Consider the following 17,299-nt stretch of genomic DNA (forward strand, 5'->3'; position numbering starts at 1 on the left):
AATTCTCCTTAGCGCAGGTTCTTTGAAACGACTTGAGCCATTTCGTCCGCAGCCTGAATCACCTTCGAATTCATCTCGTAGGCGCGCTGCGCCGTGATCAGATCAGTGATTTCCTTGACCGGATCGACGTTGGAATTCTCCAGATAGGCCTGTTTCAACGTCGCAAATCCGGGATCCCCCGGAACACCGACAACCGCATCACCTGAAGCATCTGTCTGCTTGTAGAGATTGTCGCCAAGCGGCTCCAACCCGGCTTCGTTGGCAAAGTTTGCGATCGTCAGCTGGCCGAGATCGACAAGTGCCGTCTGATCGGCCATTTTTGCAAACACCTGGCCCGTATCGGTAATTTTGACCTCGATCGCATCCGTGGGGACAATGATGTTCGGTTCGACCAGATTTCCATCGAGTGTCACCAGTTGGCCGGTACTGTTCGTGTTGAATGTGCCGGCCCGGCTATACAACGTCTCGCCAGCCGGGTTCTGGATCTGGAACCATCCGCGACCGACCAGCGCCACATCGAACGGATTACCGGTTTGGTTGAGCCCGCCCTGAATATGCAGATTGCGCACCGCCGATGTCTGAACACCCAGCCCGACCATCGCCCCTTCCGGAATAATGCTTTGGTTTGCCGCATTGGGTACGCCTGCCGTCCGTTCCGCCTGATATAGCAGATCCGAAAATTCCGCCTTGGCGCGCTTGAAGCCCGTTGTGTTAATGTTGGCGATGTTATTGGCAATCACTTCCAGATTGAGCTGCTGGGCATTCATGCCGGTTGCAGCGATAGTAAGCGCTTTCATCGTTGATCCTTAGATAGGCATGCGGCTGATTTCGAGATAGGCCTGGACGATCTTGTCGCGGATGGCGATGGCCGTTTGCAGCGACTGTTCCGCATCCATGACCGCATTCACGACGTCGCGGGTCGGCACGTCGCCGGTCATGCTCTTCATCGAAACCGCTTCGGCACCTTCAAGCTTATGACTGACCGATCCTGCCAGTTGTGACAGAACATTGCCGAATGAAGACTGGCCAGTGGTTGCGGCGGGGGACGCTGCGCCTGGGGCTACGCTCTCCGCCAAATTCGAGAGGGCGTTACGCGTGGAAACACTGAGAAGTTGGTCTATCATCAGGAATTCCTCAAAAGGTCGACAGTCATGGCAATCAGTTCGCGTGCTTGCTTGACGACTTGGAGATTGGCTTCATAGGAGCGATTGGCTTCACGCATGTCCGCCATTTCAACGACCATGCTGACATTGGGCAATTTCACATAGCCATTGGCATCGGCTGCCGGATGGCTCGGGTCATATTCTTCGGTAAAGGCAGAGGTATCCTTACCGACCTCGGCAATGCGTACTGTTTCGACGCCGGTGGCGCGATCAAGCTCTGTCGCAAAGGAGACCGTCTTGCGTCGATAAGGGTCGCTGCCTGCGGTCTTGCCCGTCGACTGTGCATTGGCCAGGTTTTCCGAAACAATGCGCAGGCGCGTCGATTGGGCGGAAAGACCGGATGCGGCGACTTTGAGGGCGGCTTGCAATGGATCGGACATCTCAGCTCTTTACCGCTGACAGCATCATGCGATGAAACGCTTTCACGATGCTGGTGTTGAGCGAGAACTGACGGTTGATCTCGCCGGATTTCACCATTTCCTCCTCGAGGCTGACCGTATTTTTGGAATGATTCTGTTCGGTCACCGCATCCTTGCGCAGCGCTGTCGCGCTGATGCCGGACGCATCGATCTCAAGATGTTTGGGATTGGTCGCAGCCATGGTCAGCTGCGTTTGTTCCAGCACATCCTTGAACGGCTCGACATCGCGCGCCTTGAAGCCCGGCGTATTCGCATTGGCCACATTTCCGGAGATCGCCGCCTGCCTCACCGAGAGCCATTCGGCCTGACGTGATGCCAGCTCGAACAGATGGATGCCCTGCATATCTTTCCTCGCACGTCTGACACGGTTAACTGGCCTTAACCTATGCTTTCAAACTTGCGTGAGACTTGCGGCCCGATGCGCCAGGAACATATGTTCAAAACGACGTTCACTAGTTGGTGCGGCTGATCACATCGCCGTCAGATGTCTTGATCTGCCAGCTGTCCTTGCCATCACCGCGCTCGATAGCGACGAGCTTGCTTCCATCCGGGAGGGTTGCGCCTTTTTCGACGAACCAGTAGCCGGTATCGTCTTCGATCATAACCAGGCCGCCAACGATCTCGCGTAACAGAAAAACCGGTTTGCCGGGAAACGGCTGCTTGCTGGCCTCTTCTATGCCGGACACCCGGTTTTCCTTCAGATCCGCGGTCGTGGCGGTCGTCATGGGGTCAAATTCCTCGCTCGGTTTGCCCGGCGAGGCCCCGTTCCTGCCATGGGTCTCACGTACGACCTTCTGATTGGTCCGGTTGAGCGGATCATTGACTTTTTGGCCCGAGGACATGGGCGTCGATCGCGCATCAAGAATATCGTAGTACATGACGAAGGGCAGTACGAAACTACCGACCGCCAGCGCGAACCCGGCACTCTTCAAATAGCCGTCAAAGCGTTTATCGCGCGGACGAATTAGTCTGGGCTCTGCCGCTGTCGCTGCCGATTTCGCGAGCGGTGCCTGTTGTTTCGTCATGATGGCTCCTTTGGTCGAAGCGATGCCGCAAGGTCGTTGTAAGGGTCTTGCGAGAGTGGCGACGTCGGCGTTTGCTGCATGGCTTCATAGATGAGAGGGACAAGATTGACCGCCTGATCGATGAGAAGGTCGCTACCCGCCTGATACGCGCCGATCATGCGCAGATCGCGCGTTTCTTCATAGCGCGCGACGAGGCCGCGCAGACTGGTCACCAATTTCTGTTGTTCTGTTGTCCAGTTATGCTGTGCCAGACGAGAAATGGAACCGAGAATATCGACCGCCGGGAACCGTCCCCGCGCCGCGATGCCACGATCAAGAACGATATGGCCGTCAAGCGTGCCACGAATGGCATCAGAGATAGGATCATTGTGGTCGTCGCCGTCGACAAGAACCGCATAGATACCGGTAATGGTGCCGCCGCTTTCGAGACCAGGTCCAGCGCGTTCGAGCAGGCGCGGCAGCTGACTGAAAACGCTTGGTGGATAACCGCGCGATACCGGTGGTTCGCCCGCTGCGATGGCGATTTCCCGCGCCGCATGAGCAAAGCGCGTGATGGAATCAACGACCAGCAGAACATTCTCGCCGCGATCACGGAAATATTCTGCAATCGCGGTTGCCGTATTGGGTGCAAGCCGGCGCATCATCGGGCTTTCGTCGCCCGTGGCGACGACGGCGATGGTCTTATCGAGCTTCCCAGCCATCGTGTCTTCAAGCATGTCCCGCACTTCGCGCCCGCGCTCGCCTGTCAGAGCCAGCACGACCGTATCGAAGTCGGTGGCTTTCGTCATCATGGCGAGCAGCGTGGATTTGCCAACGCCAGACCCGGCGAAAACGCCCATGCGCTGGCCGAAGCACATCGGCATGAAGACGTCGACGACATTGACGCCGGTGCGCAGTCCCCTTTCCACCCGGCCGCGATTCATCGCCGACGGTGCCGGGCAATCCACAGGCTTCGGATCGGTTCCCGCTGATAATGGTCCCTTATTGTCGAGTGGATATCCCAGAGCATTGATTACCCTGCCCTTCCAGTCGGGTGCAGGCGCAATACGCAACGGTCCTTCCGGGAAGACCGGTGTTCCAAGCGATGGCACGATGCGGTCATCGAACGGCTTGATCAGCACTCTTGTCTGTTCGAGCCGGACAACCTCCGCCGGGTGGAGCTGGTTGTCCGCGCGGATTGCCACGATGTCGCCGAGTTGAACCTTGTCCGATATTCCACGAACCCCGATGGCGGAGCGCGACACCTCATTGACATAGCCGCCGACAACAACAGGATTTCGCTCCTGGACAATCTGCGACACGATCCTTGCCAGCGTCTCCAGGCTGCCCGTCCGTTGGCGTATCATAGGCAAGGCTGCTGCAAGTGACTGCATGGTCAAACGGCGATCACGTCTTCGATCCGAGCGTCTTTATGGCTTCGGAGAACGTATTCTCACTGCCGCGAAGCAATGCGTCAACGCGTTCGAAAGCGCGTGATACGCTCATCAACCGCGTCATTTCGCTGATTGCGTCTACGTTCGACCCTTCGATCGAACCCTGAATTACACCGGCATTGGGATTGTCGATAGCAGGCTGCGCCGCCAGGCTCGGAATGACTGAGGAATTGTCGAAATAGGTCAGCTTGGCGTTCGGGCTAATGGTAAAAAGACCGATCGCGCCCAGTTGCTTGCCGTTTTGATAGACTGCTCCATCCGAAGAAATATCAGGCGGTCCACCATTTGGATCGATCGTCAAAGGCTGCCCACCCGCATCGAGAATCGGATAGCCCTTCACGGAGAGGAGTTCGCCCGTGGTCGACATCTGCATACGACCATCGCGCGTATAGACCTGACCGGCCGGCGACTGGAGGGAGAACCAAACGTCGCCTTTTGCAGCCACATCGAGTGGATTGCCTGTCTGGGTGATCGGACCGGCTTCGGTCTTGATGTAGCTCTCACCGGCCGTAACGAAACTTGAGTTTTCCGCGGCTTTCGACACCATTGCCTCGAACTTCATGCCTGTGGCGCGAAAGCCAGGCGTCGACATGTTGGCGACATTGTGAGCAAGCGCATCGAGCCGGCGCTCCAGCGAGATTTGCGCCGAAAGCCCAACATAGATTGAATTTTCCATCAACGACCACCCAGCTTGAAGGACTGCAGGGTCGCAAGAATGCTTGCCGAGATCCCGATCGTAGAGGTTGCTCCGAGCAGCAAGGATGGTGCGCTCGCCGGTGTGGAGGGATTCTTCATCTCATACATGGCAGTAAACCGCGTTAACAGCTTGTTGAGTTTGGCGGGGTCCTTGAGATCCTTCAGATTAAGTTTGTCCTCGACCAGTTCGGCCTGTCGGTCGATGTCGAGATTGGACATCTGTGCGGGCATGTTGAAGGTTGCCTGGAAGACCTGCAGCAGCGCCTTGTCACCAAGTATCTCGAAAGCATTGGTAATGGTTGGCGCCTTGCGGGCGAAATACAGCGCCAGCCGCACGCCTTCATTCTGCTGGCCCGTCTCGACCTCCAGGGTCTGGCGCACATATTTGTCGACGATGGGCTGCTTTACCTGAGGTTGGGCAGTTGTCTTGTCGCCAAGCTTGACAAAATTGAACGTCGTTGCGAGTTCCTTGTAACGGGGGTCCGTCAGCTTGTTGGCGAAACTGTCGGGATTGTCGATGCCTTCGGTGAGTACCTTGCGGATGAAGGCTTTGGCATAGGCCATATCTTCAAGCCCGAACGCCTTCAATGCATAATTGTACAGCTTCGTGTCTTTCATGAAATCGTCGATGGATTTCACATTGCCTATATTTTTCAGATAGTAATCGCTCTCGCGCTGAACGATCGGCTCCTTGGAGACGCGGGCGAGCGAACGCGGCAAGTCGGCGGCAATCAGCCTATAGCCCGTCATCGTATTGATCATGATGCGCCTTTCCTGAAAACGTTTGGCTCATGTGTGTCAAATCAAGCTTGCCTGAAGCTGGCGGCACTGGATCCGCGCGCGCCACTGGGCGAACGCCCGTCGCTGCAAGGTTCACGCAAGCCGACGCTGTTAGCGCTCTAACGATAAACGTGCAGGAGAGCGCCTTGGGTATTCTGGTTGGACTCGTCGTGACGATGGGATGTCTTCTCGGCGGATTTATCGCAATGGGAGGCCATGTTGCCGTGCTCATGCAGCCTTGGGAATTCGTCATCATCGGCGGCTCTGCGCTCGGCACCTTCCTGGTGGCCAATCCGTTTTCGGCGGTCAAAGATACAGGTCGGGCCTGTATGGAAGCCTTTACCAACAAGATTCCCAAGCAGCGGGACTACCTTGATGTGCTCGGGGTCCTTTACGCCCTGATGCGGGAATTGCGTGCCAAGTCGCGCAACGAGGTTGAGGTTCACATCGACAACCCAACGGAATCAACAATTTTCCAAGCCTTTCCGAGCGTGCTCAAGAACCACGATCTGACGCATTTCATCTGCGATTATTGCCGCCTCATTATCATCGGCAATGCACGCTCGCATGAGATCGAAGCCCTGATGGACGAAGAGATCCACACCATCGCCCGTGACAAGCTCAAACCCTATAATGCCATGGTCAGCGTTTCCGAAGGCCTTCCGGCGCTCGGCATCGTCGCGGCGGTACTCGGTGTGATCAAGGCCATGGGTGCGCTGAACGAATCGCCGGAGGTGCTCGGCCATTTGATAGGCGCGGCATTGGTCGGAACCTTCGCCGGAATTTTCCTTTCCTATGGCGTCGTCGGTCCGATCGCCACCAAGATCAAGACAACCCGTGAGAAGCAAAACCGTCTCTACATGATCGTCAAGCAGACATTGCTTGCTTATATGAATGGCGCACTGCCCCAAATTGCGCTGGAGTACGGCCGCAAGACGATTTCCGCCTATGATCGCCCGTCCATCGATGTTGTCGAGCAGGAAACGCTGACGCCATCGGCCCCTGCCCCGTTGCAGCAAGCGGCGTAAGACGATCATGGAGGTCGAAGCCGAACAGAGACGACCCGACGCGCTCGCAGAGAACATTCTGCGGGCTGCAGGCCTCTCGGTGGATGATCTTAAATCGCTGGAAGCAGTCTTCCGCGATCTTGCCGGTTCATTCGGTTCAAGGGTTCAAGCTCAAACCGATGTTGCGATAGGTGCGGAATTCATCCGCATTGAATCACTTGAGAAAGATGCGATCAGCGAGAATCTCCTGCGCGCCAGCCTTGTCGGTATGGTTCCGGTTGCCAAGTGGGGATCGCGGCTGATGCTTGCTGCAGATCGCAACTTTATCGATTGCGGTGTTGAAGCGCTGTTCGGTTCCGGCGCGAGTGACGGCACTGGCGCTGCGGCGCGCCCGCTGACCTCCGTCGACCTTGGCATCGCCGGACAGATATTCAGCGATGTTACCGCTTCGCTCGATCATATCTTCTCGGCCGGCGGTGAGCCGCTGTTCCAGATCGGCGACCTCGTCGAGACCGAGCATCTTGCACCAGGAGCGGTCACGGAAACACGCATGATCTGCTGCACGATCGCGTTAAAGGCGACCGGACGCTCCGGTCACATCCTGATCCTTTTGCCGCGGTCCAGTTTCAAGCCGATGCAGGAAGCAATTGCCCGGTTGCTTCGCCAGCCTGCACATCACTCCGATCCTGCATGGGCCAAGAAACTGCGGCTCGAAGTCAGCCGCGCCCGCATCGATGTTGAAGCCTATCTGCAGCAAGGTTCGATGACGCTCGAGCAAGTCGCCCTATTGCAGCCTGGTCAGGTGCTGTATTTGCCCAAGGATGCAATCGATCAGGTCCGTCTGCGCAGCGGCAAACAGGCGCTTTACAAATGTCGGCTTGGCAAGGCCGGCAGCGCATTCACCGTACGGATCACCGATTCCGTCAATGAAGAAGAGGATCTCCTCGATGAGCTTGCCGCTGATTAATTTCATTTCGATCGCGCTGACCGCGGTATCGCTCGTCGTCTTCTTTGCGGCGCTGCGCAGGGCCAGCCGCCTGACGACTATGAGCCGCAGCATGGCGCATCAGGTTGCCAGCTCTGCCGCAAACCTGCAGCAGGCGCTCGCGATCCTGCAGGCGGAGCGGGAAACCTGCCGCGACGAGAGCGTCCGGCTCGAGGCCAGGCTGAAGGATTCGGATCGTGTGCGTTCCGAAATCACCCGCGCCATCGACCTCGTCGAACGTGCCAAAAATGATCTCAAGGACAATGTCAGGGTGATGCCGACACCTGTCCAGCAATCAGATATTGCCCCGGCAACGCCCGCGTCTATTGCAAAGGCCGTACCTGTGGCTCCCGCAAAGAATCTCCCCGTATTCGTCAACCGCATCGTGCGCAGTGCCGATGTGGCAAGCGCCGTCCTCTAACTCTGGGCTCTCCAAATCATGGCCATATCCGACAAGAACTCCATTGAAGACGAACTCAACGAAGCGATCGAAGATTTGAAGCGTGATGATGCGCAGCCAAACCGCAAATCGGCAGGCACGAAGCCCAACATCGATCTCATCATGGGCATCCCGGTGGATGTCCAGGTCGTGCTCGGCAGTACATCGATGCCCGTCGCCAATCTTATGAAGCTTGGCCGCGGCGCCGTTGTCACCCTGGACAAGCAGATCGGCGATCCGGTCGATATCGTTGTCAATGGCAGGGTTATCGCCCGCGGCGAAGTAATCGTTCTTGAGGATGATTCCTCTCGCTTCGGCGTCAGCCTCACCGAGGTTATCGGCAGCGGCATCTGATCGAAAATTCATACCACAACTCTTGGAAGCCGGGCCGCATGAGCGATCAAGAAATACCTCAAAGTTCAAGCGCCATCATGGATCTGTCAGGTCCCGAAAAGGTGGCGGCATTGCTCGTTGCCATCGGGCGGCCATCCGCATCGCGGCTTCTCAAGCATTTCACCGCCGATGATCTGCGTTCGCTGGCCGGCCACGCGCGCAAGCTCGAACCGATCACGCCAGGTGATTTCGAAGAGCTGGTCAAGCAGTTCGAAAACGCCTTCGCCGATGGCGCGCCGGTATCCGAGGCCGGGATGCGCTTCGAAGGATTGTTGCGCGAAACGCTCTCAGCCGACGAGGCCAGCGCTGTCATCGAGAACCGCCGTCCGGAATTGGTGACGCAGGAATCGGTGTGGGACCAGTTGCCACGCATTCCAGCCGACGTGCTTCACGCCTATCTGACCGCACAACATCCGCAGGTAAGCGCCTATGTTATTTCCCGCCTGCCGTCCGATATTGCTGCCAAACTCCTGGTTCGTTTCGATGCAGGTGAGCGCAGCGCCATCATCCAGCGCACGTTGCACATTCGTAAGGTTGGTGCAGCCGTTTCGACGATGCTGGAGGGCATCCTGCAGCGCGAGGTCACCGGCAAGGACAACACGGGTTCCGAAAAGAGCCATCATGGAACGATCGCCAATATCATCAATCAGCTGGAAAAATCCGAGATCGACGAATTGCTTGCGGGCCTAACCGATCTTCACGCCGATGATCTCGCCAAGATCAAAGCCAAGCTGTTCACCTTCGAGGACATCGCCCGCATATCGCAGCGCGCGCGGCTCGTTCTTTTCGATGAAATCCAGACCGACGTCGTCACGACAGCCTTGCACGGCTGCCAACCGCAGTTACAGGAACTCATCCTGCAGTCACTGTCCACCCGCGGGCGGCGCATGGTGGAAACCGAACTTTCCAGCCAGACCAACATCAACGCCAATGCGGTGACAGAAGCACGGCGTGCAATTGCCCGCACGGCTATTGTGCTCGCAGACCGCGGTGACCTCAAACTCGAAGCCGAAGAGCCCGCAGCGTGAGACGAGTTCGCTAGCCAATGGCGGATACGGCCGACAAGGAAAGCAAAACCGAGGAAGCCACTGAGAAAAAAATCAGTGATGCCATCGAAAAGGGCAATCTTCCTTTCTCACGGGAAGCGCCAATCCTCGCTTCGATCATCGCTTTTCTCATCATCATGGTGTTCGTCGTCGTACCCAGCGGCGCAAAACTTGCTTCGTTTCTTTCCCAACTCATGGATAAATCGGACGATTGGCGGCTGAGCAGTGCCGACGACGCGCGACAATTGTTTGGCATTATCGGCTCAGCCGTCGGCTTGGCCTTGCTGCCGGTCCTCATCATTGTCCCCGGCGCGGGTATCCTTGCATCTGTCCTGCAAAACGCGCCTCGCATTGTCTTCGACCGCATCCAGCCGGAAGCGTCGCGTGTTTCCATTGTAAAAGGCTGGTCTCGTCTTTTCGGTTCAGCAGGCCGCGTCGAGTTCCTCAAATCCACTTTGAAATTTGCCGCCGCGAGCATCATCGTCTTCATGATCTTCTTTAAAGACAGCCATTTCTTCGTCGACGCTATCATCACCGAGCCTGGTCAGTTGCCCGAACTCATCCGCACGCATATCGTGCGCCTGCTTTCCTCCGTAGCGATTGCCGTCACCGTGCTTGCAGCATTCGACCTTGCCTGGACCCGTATTCATTGGCGCAGCGAACTTCGCATGACACGCCAGGAAATCAAAGATGAACACAAGCAGGCGGAAGGCGACCCACTGCTCAAATCGCGCTTGCGTTCACTTGGCCGGGACCGGGCGCGTCAGCGCATGATTGCTTCAGTACCGACTGCCACACTGATCGTCGCAAATCCGACACACTTCTCGGTTGCTCTGCGTTACAATCCTGCCAAAGACGGGGCACCCGTGGTTGTGGCAAAGGGTCAAGATATCATCGCCATAAAGATCAGAGAGATCGCCGAGGCGCATGACATACCCATATTCGAGAATATCCAGTTGGCGCGGTCACTTTATAAACAGGTCCAGGTCAATCACGTGATAGCTCCGGAATTTTATAAGGCGGTCGCCGAACTTATTCAATTTGTTAATGGACGCCGTCAATAATTGCCTACATTCAAGCGGATAAGCATATGAAGAGAACACAATTTTCCGTTGCCCGCGTCGGGATCATCTCCGCGCATCTGCAGGAAGTCATACACGATCTTTGTCTGGTAGATGTAGCAGACTATATCGCTTTCATTCGTTGCGAACTGTTCGGCAATATTGCCGACATCGTCAATTCTGCGACGGAACTGACCTTTTACCCGAATACGCTTACCTTCGGCCTCGGTGGCGAGTATTTACTCGACTGGAATTCAACGCCAAAGGTGATGCTTGATCTGGAATTCAGCAATATGGGCGTGAATGCTTATTTCAGATTGACCCTGTCGTCCGATTCAACCGAGATCGACCTGCATCATGTTCGATTCGCCGAAACGGGCAAAAGTCCGGCCGATAATACGGCGCTGCTCGCGGCAGCATTCGACAACGCCCGGCTGCCACAACTGACTACACCCAAATAGGTTCTAGAACCTGCTGGCAATGGCTGGCATCTCGATGACACCCAGGGCCAGCGCTGTCGCCACCGTTGAAGTGCGATTGGAGCAACCAAGCTTGTTCTTGGCGTTCTGCAGATAGGTCACTACGGTCCAGCGGGCGATGTTGAGAATTTCACCAATTTCACCGTCGGTTTTACCGTTGGCGGCCCAGTACAAACAATCCATTTCGCGTTTCGTCAGCAGCTTCGCGACGACCGCTGCAAGACCCGGATTACGATTGCCATGCAGCACGTTGTGCAGGCGCGTGGAAACTGTCGCCAACCGCTTTCGCATCCCGTCCACGAATACCACTTCATGTGCCGGTTCAATGTCGAAACTAAAAAGCGTAACGCCGCGAAAACCATGTGCATTCGAAACATCGACCATTAGGTAGAGATTACCCAAACCACGCAACTCGCAATCGCGCAGAAAGTGTCTCGCCTCTATCGACAATCCACCCTCTGCTGCGAGGTTGCGGATGGTGCCAGGTGCGTTTCCATGTTGTCTGGATGCCCTGACGGCATGCATGATTGGATCGATGGCGAAGTAGTTCTTGGCTGCATAGCGCATCACCCATTTCGTCGGCACAGTGGTGAGCACAGATATATCCGGAGCAGGACCGCGATAAGGGCCAGGCTGATCGCTATGGCCCACATGCGTGATGTGACGGCAATTCAGCTGCTGCCTGATGCCAACAAGCATTTCAAGGGTGTCGTGCTTGACGGCCCCACTTATAAAACCTTCTTCGAAATCCGGAAAGTGGGCCAGATTAAAATGCATCGTGGGAGTGAACCGTTCCTCGTGGCAGCAAAATATGCCGGTATCCTCGTTAAAATTTAAAAATTCGAACAGGTTGAAAAGGCACAGAATCAATAACATGCATATGGTTGCACTACCTTTGCCCGAGGCACAAGTCGATCAACTATTGTATTCTTTCTTTGTCACATTTTTACAACGCAACAGCGATCTGCAGTTGATAGTCCTTATCTATTGTCCAGTTTAGGAGGCCGTTGTTTTTCCGTTATAAGTCCAGACATCGCCCAATGCAGTTCGCCCATCGCTCGCCACTTTGGATTGTGCTAACCCTTGCGCATGATCACAGAAACATCTGGCGACTTCTTTGAAACGCTCCCTGTCTTCGAACACTTCGAGGGTGTTTCCGACCCCGGCAACTATAAGCCACTCCCGGATGACTGGGTGTTGGCAACGGCCGACATTGTTGATTCGACCCTCGCGATCAAGGCGGGACGCTACAAGGCTGTAAACATGGCCGGCGTGAGTGTCATCTCTGCGCTCCTCAACGTGCTCGACAGGAAAAACTATCCCTTCGTTTTCGGTGGCGATGGGGCATTGGTGGCACTACCGGCATTCACCGTTCCGCTCGCTCGTGAAGCGCTGGCAGCTGTACAATCCTGGGTTGCCGATGAACTGCAGTTGAACCTGCGCGCCGCCCTTGTCCCCATGCGCGATATCCGAGCCGAGGGCCTTGATGTGCGGGTCGCCCGCTTCAGGGTGAGCCCCGACGTTTCTTACGCGATGTTTGCCGGAGGTGGGGCGAGTTGGGCGGAAGCGCAGATGAAAGCAGGCGCCTACGCGATCGAACCGGCTCCTTCGGGTACGCGGCCTGACCTGACCGGCCTTTCCTGCCGCTGGAATCCGATTGAGGCACGCAACGGCGAAATCGTGTCGATCATCGCAGTGCCGGGGCCATCAGGTGCCGGCAAGGAATTCCAGACGCTTGTTGGCGATATCATTGCCGTTACAGCCGAGCAAAGCCGCGGCGCCCACCCACTTCCCGCCGAAGGCCCGCCGATAAACTTGTTGATCAAGGGCGTCGATGCCGAAGCGCGGGCCACCGCTCCGGCGGGTAAACGCATTTCCCGCAAACTTGCGATTATCGGACAGATCATTTTAACGTTTCTGCTCGACAGGCTCGGACTTACGGCGGGCGGCTTCGATCCCAGGCGCTACAAAATCGAATTGTCGCAAAATTCCGATTTCCGCAAATTCGACGACGGCCTCAAGATGACCATCGACATCGATGGCCAGCGTTCGCACCGCATCGAAATGCTGCTCGAAAATGCTGCGAAAGCCGGCATCGTTCAATATGGCTTGCACCGGCAGGATGCCGCGCTGATTACCTGTTTCGTGCCGACGCCACGCGCCCACGACCACATTCACTTTATCGATGGCGCAATGGGTGGCTATGCTATGGCAGCAAGCAATCTGAAAGCAAAAATGACCTAGGACGTCAACCGGCTACGCCTTCACGACATGCCCGGCCATCAGTCCCAGCCTGGTGAAAACATTGCGCGTATCGAGGATGAGAGGCGCCCATTTCGCCAGAGCAGCATAGTCAACGCGATCATGATCGGTCGAGATCAGAATGGCGTCGTAGGATCTGATTGAAGTCTCGTTGAGATCGACAGACCTGCGACCCTTCAACGCCATGTATTCACGCGTTGTCGGGATTTCGTCAACGAAAGGATCATGAAAATGTGCAGTTCCGCCACGTTCCTCGATGATCTCGATCAGCCGCAAAGACGGGCTCTCGCGGATATCCGGCACATTCTTCTTGTAAGCCAGTCCCAGGACAAGAATACGAGAACGGCTGAGCGCCTTGCCTGCCCGAACATCCAGCGCCTCCGCAAGCCTGCTGACGACATGGCGCGGCATGGCGGAATTGATTTCGCCGGCCAGCTCGATGAACCTTGTCGGTAGCTCATATTCACGCGATTTCCACGTCAGATAAAACGGATCGATGGGAATGCAATGGCCGCCGAGTCCTGGCCCAGGATAGAAGGGCATATAGCCAAAGGGTTTGGTCTTCGCTGCTTCGATGACCTCCCAGATATCGATACCCATCGCCGCGTAGACGGTCTTGAGTTCGTTGACGAGCGCGATATTGACCGATCTGAAGATATTTTCCGTGAGCTTGACCGCTTCGGCTGTCGCATTGGACGAAACCGGCACCACGGTTTTTACCGCCGCACCATAAAAGGCCTGCATCAACGCGCGTGCCTCCTCGCCGTCGCCCGCAACGATTTTCGGGATCGTGGCAGTGTGGAAGTCGCGATTGCCAGGATCTTCGCGCTCCGGCGAAAATCCGAGGAAAAAGTCCGTGCCGGATCTGAGACCGGTTTTTTCCAGGATCGTCTTGACCACCTCGTCGGTCGTGCCGGGATAGGTCGTCGACTCAAGTACGACCAGTTGCCCGGGGCGCAAGGCCGCCGCAATCGAGCGGCAGGTCGCCTCGACAAAGGAAAGATCTGGATCCCGATGTTTCGTCAGGGGCGTCGGCACGCAGATGATGATGACGTCGCACTTTGCAAGTTCGGAAAAGTCGCTTGTCGAGGCAAATCTTTTCGCTGCCACCTCGGTTTTGAGAGCCTCGTCCGTTACCGCTTCGATATAGGAGCGCCCCGCATCGAGCGAGACTTTCTTGTCCGGATCGATATCGAAACCGGTAACGGCAAAACCGCTGCGCGCCAGAGTAATCGCCAGCGGCAATCCGACGTAGCCAAGCCCTATAACACCGGCGTGGGCCTGCCGCGTTGAGATTTTAGCGGAGAGGTCGGAAAAAGGGGACGAAGCCAATATGTTCTTTCTTGTACAAGCGCCGCTGCCGGCTATCGGGTCAGTTTTAGATGGCCGCTACGACGTTGGCTGTCAAGCGTGGACGGTCGCGACCTGTCGCGAAGATTTTTCAAGAAACAAACCACATGTCTGTCGACAGGCAGCTCACAATCAAGTGACAATTGCCTATTGTTTCGATTGGGCAACATGCCCATTTGAGCAAATGGAAATAATGACTGACAGAGGACCTCCCGCCGAACGACCCGCCTGAGCTGTATCGGACCGGTGAGATTGCGGTGTTATCACCCCTGTCGCCGACGTTGACACCACTATCCGATTCGCTCATCTTCCTCCCGTTGTCTGACAGGTTCGTGCGATCGATCACGCTTGCTTGGGAGCAACGACTGGGTGCGGGAAAGTGGACGTGGCTCGCATTTGCAAGGACGACACCGGATGAGCACGAGCGAATTTGACGTATCCAGCATACTTCTCGACAAGGTAGCCGACTGGCTCACACAAACGTCGCTTGCCGGGGAAAATCTGGAGACTATTGTCCGCGGCTTTTGCGAACGTATCGCGGCGGCGGGCCTGCCGATCGCCCGCGTCAATCTCTCGTTTTCCATGCTGCATCCGCTCTACGATGCGCTGGGATTCACCTGGAAACGTGCAAGTGGCATGAGTGTTGAAGGTTACCGGCACGACCCAGCCGGAAAGCCTGAACGCTTCCTTTTGAGCCCCTACTTCTATCTTCTCAGCAATAATCTGGAACATTTGCGGCGACGCATCGACGTCGATGGACAACTTGAATTCCCCGTTCTCGACGAGTTGAGACAGGAAGGCGTCACCGATTATCTCGCTTTCTTGCAGCCTTTTGGCGGTCAGTCGACGCAGGGCATGATGGGTTCCTGGTCAACCGACAGCAAGGAGGGGTTCAGCGATGCCATGATCGCCGCGCTCCTGCGACTGCAGAACCATCTGGCAGTTGCCGCCAAAATGGCGGTCCTCGGCAAACTCGCGGATAACATGCTGACCACATATCTCGGCGGCAATGCCGGCAAGCGCGTCCTGAACGGCCAGATCAGGCGTGGTGATGGCGACACGATCCGGGCCGCCCTTGTCATGGGCGATATGCGCGAGTCGACCGTCCTGGCCGAAAAAGAGGGCAGGCAAGCCTATATCGATACGCTCAATCATTTTTTTGATGCGATTGCGGCCCCGTTCAATCGGGGTGGCGGCGAAATTCTCAGCTTTATGGGCGACGGCTTTTTGGCGGTCTATCCCTGCGGTCGTCATAAGGATCCGTCGAAGATTGCTTGCCAAACCGCTCTCAATGCGGTGTTCAAGGCGCAGGCACGTGTCGCAGAACTCAACAAGGAGCGGCGCAAGGACGGTCTTGGCGATATTCGCTATGGCATTGGCCTGCACGTCGGTAACGTCATGTTTGGCAATGTCGGTCTGAAAGACCGCTTGACCTTCTCGGCTTTCGGCTCTGCCGTCAACGAAGTGCAGCGCTTGCAGGGCCTCACCAAGAAATATTCGCGCGAGGTTATCGCCAGTCAGGCATTTGCCACCTATTGTGGTGGCGACTGGGTCACCTTGGGCGAGGAAAAATTGCGCGGTGTTGGACAGAAAGTCACGGTTCTATTGCCAAAAACGTCGGAACAAACAGCCCAGCTTGACGATGCATATGATCAGGTCACCTATGATGGCCTGTCAGATGCAGAACAGGTTATGCTGTTGCATCGCGATGCCAAGACCCAGGAACGGCGGCCCATGATAGACAAATTCATGCAATGACAGGAAAGATCGTCGCCATGGCTCTCCTTGCCGCAACTCTAAACCTGACTGATGCGGCAGCAGAGCCAGGAAGCGACACGCTTTTTGATGGTTTCGACGGCAAGGATTTTGCCGCAAGCAGCGGACTCTACTACCGCAAGAATTTCGAGCAGCGCGCGGGCAGTTTCGAGTTCCAGTCCGACGTCAAGCAGACCGGTACGGGCGCGCTGAAGCTGAGCGTCAAGCCATTTTGCCCAAACGTCAAACAGAACTGCAGCGAACGGGCTGAGATTTGGGAGAAAACCGACCGTCGTGTGCCCTATACGGAAGGTGTCTGGTATGGTTTTGCCGTCAAGTTTGCCGATCCAATTCCAAAAGGCGACCATCGCTATCTTATCGCGCAATGGAAGCGTGAGATCGGGCCCGACGCGGTGGGTGATTTCAGTCCTTTCCTGGCGCTGCGCCTGAACCAGGGCAAGCTGTTCGCGACCGTCGAGACCAATTATGTCGCGCCTGCCAAAGCGGAAGGGGCAAGTCCTGTCCAGGCCTGCGCCAACAACCAAACGCCGGTCTGGTTCCGGCCGGACACAGACCAGATGCGCGCGCTCATAGCGACTGACGGGTCCTGGACACCTCAGGACGGTAGCCAGTTCAACAGCTGCACCGATGCGATCACCGTGACCGATCATGGCAACAAACTGCCTTCGCCAGATTCCGGCTGGATTGATTTCGCCATTTACACCAAGCCCGGTCCTGACGGGTCCGGCCATATCGAGATTTTCGCCAACAAGAAATGGATCGTGACAGTCAAAGGGCATATCGGTCACGGCGACAACGGCCTTGGTAAAAATCAGTATTTCAAATTTGGTCCTTATCGAGCTGCCGACAAGACCGAGTGGACCCTATATTACGATAATTTCCGCCGTTCGCCGCGCTGTGAAGACGTGCTTGGTCCGGGGATTTGTCCCGCACCTTGATTGTTCTTATTGCATCTCGCACCTCCAGGACGCCATATCGCTTTGAA

General features: G+C 56.2%; 20 protein-coding genes. 10 read left to right on the top strand and 10 right to left on the bottom strand.

Going from position 1 to position 17,299, the window contains the following annotated elements:
• Positions 1-8: 8 nt before the first annotated feature.
• The 8 genes from flgG to PHA01_RS06435 all read right to left on the bottom strand — a co-directional run bounded on the left by flgG (position 9) and on the right by PHA01_RS06435 (position 5,498).
• Positions 9-797, bottom strand: coding sequence for a flagellar basal-body rod protein FlgG (flgG, locus tag PHA01_RS06400; protein ID WP_210004905.1), 789 nt, complete (start codon positions 795-797; stop codon positions 9-11).
• Between the two features lie 9 nt (positions 798-806).
• The gene (locus PHA01_RS06405) at positions 807-1,124 is read right to left on the bottom strand and encodes a flagellar hook-basal body complex protein FliE (protein WP_271894094.1); all 318 of its coding nucleotides are present in this window, start codon (positions 1,122-1,124) and stop codon (positions 807-809) included.
• Positions 1,124-1,543 carry a flagellar basal body rod protein FlgC gene (flgC, locus tag PHA01_RS06410; protein ID WP_112532380.1) on the bottom strand — a complete coding sequence of 140 codons (420 nt, stop codon included), beginning with the start codon at positions 1,541-1,543 and terminating at the stop codon, positions 1,124-1,126. The genes PHA01_RS06405 and flgC overlap by 1 nt, the downstream gene beginning before the upstream one ends.
• Position 1,544: 1 nt before the next feature.
• The gene (gene flgB / locus PHA01_RS06415; RefSeq protein ID WP_271894095.1) at positions 1,545-1,925 is read right to left on the bottom strand and encodes a flagellar basal body rod protein FlgB; all 381 of its coding nucleotides are present in this window, start codon (positions 1,923-1,925) and stop codon (positions 1,545-1,547) included.
• A 109-nt stretch (positions 1,926-2,034) separates the two neighbouring features.
• Positions 2,035-2,607, bottom strand: coding sequence for a hypothetical protein (locus tag PHA01_RS06420; protein WP_271894096.1), 573 nt, complete (start codon positions 2,605-2,607; stop codon positions 2,035-2,037).
• Positions 2,604-3,953: a flagellar protein export ATPase FliI gene (gene fliI, locus PHA01_RS06425; RefSeq protein WP_271894097.1), complete on the bottom strand. Its 1,350-nt coding sequence runs from the start codon at positions 3,951-3,953 to the stop codon at positions 2,604-2,606. Before fliI ends, PHA01_RS06420 begins: the two co-directional genes overlap by 4 nt.
• Before the next feature lie 40 nt (positions 3,954-3,993).
• The gene (gene flgF / locus PHA01_RS06430; protein WP_224510286.1) at positions 3,994-4,719 is read right to left on the bottom strand and encodes a flagellar basal-body rod protein FlgF; all 726 of its coding nucleotides are present in this window, start codon (positions 4,717-4,719) and stop codon (positions 3,994-3,996) included.
• Complete coding sequence (locus tag PHA01_RS06435; protein WP_271894098.1) at positions 4,716-5,498, bottom strand: DUF1217 domain-containing protein; 783 nt, start codon at positions 5,496-5,498, stop codon at positions 4,716-4,718. The genes flgF and PHA01_RS06435 overlap by 4 nt, the downstream gene beginning before the upstream one ends.
• A 164-nt stretch (positions 5,499-5,662) precedes the next feature.
• On the opposite strand from PHA01_RS06435, the gene motA reads away from it, so the two are divergent.
• From motA to PHA01_RS06470, 7 genes are read left to right on the top strand one after another with little or no spacing between them, the layout of a single operon-like run.
• A complete protein-coding gene (gene motA / locus PHA01_RS06440) occupies positions 5,663-6,544 on the top strand; it encodes a flagellar motor stator protein MotA (protein ID WP_334312000.1) in 882 nt (293 codons plus the stop codon).
• Positions 6,545-6,551: 7 nt separating this feature from the next.
• Positions 6,552-7,490 (top strand): FliM/FliN family flagellar motor switch protein, encoded by a 939-nt coding sequence (locus PHA01_RS06445; protein ID WP_271894099.1) that lies wholly within the window; start codon positions 6,552-6,554, stop codon positions 7,488-7,490.
• Positions 7,471-7,929 (top strand): BAB2_0123 family type IV secretion system effector, encoded by a 459-nt coding sequence (locus tag PHA01_RS06450; protein ID WP_271894100.1) that lies wholly within the window; start codon positions 7,471-7,473, stop codon positions 7,927-7,929. The genes PHA01_RS06445 and PHA01_RS06450 overlap by 20 nt, the downstream gene beginning before the upstream one ends.
• Before the next feature lie 18 nt (positions 7,930-7,947).
• Positions 7,948-8,301 (top strand): flagellar motor switch protein FliN, encoded by a 354-nt coding sequence (fliN, locus tag PHA01_RS06455; RefSeq protein WP_224510329.1) that lies wholly within the window; start codon positions 7,948-7,950, stop codon positions 8,299-8,301.
• 38 nt (positions 8,302-8,339) lie between these two features.
• Positions 8,340-9,368 carry a flagellar motor switch protein FliG gene (locus tag PHA01_RS06460; protein ID WP_271894101.1) on the top strand — a complete coding sequence of 343 codons (1,029 nt, stop codon included), beginning with the start codon at positions 8,340-8,342 and terminating at the stop codon, positions 9,366-9,368.
• A 17-nt stretch (positions 9,369-9,385) separates the two neighbouring features.
• Complete coding sequence (locus PHA01_RS06465) at positions 9,386-10,450, top strand: EscU/YscU/HrcU family type III secretion system export apparatus switch protein (protein ID WP_271894102.1); 1,065 nt, start codon at positions 9,386-9,388, stop codon at positions 10,448-10,450.
• A 26-nt stretch (positions 10,451-10,476) separates the two neighbouring features.
• Positions 10,477-10,908: a hypothetical protein gene (locus PHA01_RS06470; RefSeq protein WP_224510355.1), complete on the top strand. Its 432-nt coding sequence runs from the start codon at positions 10,477-10,479 to the stop codon at positions 10,906-10,908.
• A gap of 3 nt (positions 10,909-10,911) precedes the next feature.
• Here the strand turns inward: PHA01_RS06470 and PHA01_RS06475 are convergent, their stop codons facing one another.
• Complete coding sequence (locus PHA01_RS06475; RefSeq protein WP_271894104.1) at positions 10,912-11,703, bottom strand: helix-turn-helix transcriptional regulator; 792 nt, start codon at positions 11,701-11,703, stop codon at positions 10,912-10,914.
• Between the two features lie 312 nt (positions 11,704-12,015).
• On the opposite strand from PHA01_RS06475, the gene PHA01_RS06480 reads away from it, so the two are divergent.
• Positions 12,016-13,170 (top strand): DUF3095 domain-containing protein, encoded by a 1,155-nt coding sequence (locus PHA01_RS06480; protein WP_271894106.1) that lies wholly within the window; start codon positions 12,016-12,018, stop codon positions 13,168-13,170.
• Between the two features lie 12 nt (positions 13,171-13,182).
• On the opposite strand, the gene PHA01_RS06485 is transcribed toward PHA01_RS06480, so the two are convergent.
• Positions 13,183-14,520 (bottom strand): nucleotide sugar dehydrogenase, encoded by a 1,338-nt coding sequence (locus PHA01_RS06485; protein WP_271894107.1) that lies wholly within the window; start codon positions 14,518-14,520, stop codon positions 13,183-13,185.
• A 432-nt stretch (positions 14,521-14,952) separates the two neighbouring features.
• Here PHA01_RS06485 and PHA01_RS06490 point away from each other — a divergent pair, with 432 nt between their 5' ends.
• Both PHA01_RS06490 and PHA01_RS06495 read left to right on the top strand, forming a co-directional pair.
• Complete coding sequence (locus tag PHA01_RS06490) at positions 14,953-16,296, top strand: adenylate/guanylate cyclase domain-containing protein (RefSeq protein WP_271894108.1); 1,344 nt, start codon at positions 14,953-14,955, stop codon at positions 16,294-16,296.
• Positions 16,297-16,313: 17 nt separating this feature from the next.
• Positions 16,314-17,252: a polysaccharide lyase gene (locus PHA01_RS06495; RefSeq protein WP_417020928.1), complete on the top strand. Its 939-nt coding sequence runs from the start codon at positions 16,314-16,316 to the stop codon at positions 17,250-17,252.
• Positions 17,253-17,299: the final 47 nt, after the last annotated feature.

Source organism: Candidatus Phyllobacterium onerii (genome assembly GCF_028331445.1).
In the GTDB taxonomy this organism is placed as follows: domain Bacteria; phylum Pseudomonadota; class Alphaproteobacteria; order Rhizobiales; family Rhizobiaceae; genus Phyllobacterium; species Phyllobacterium onerii.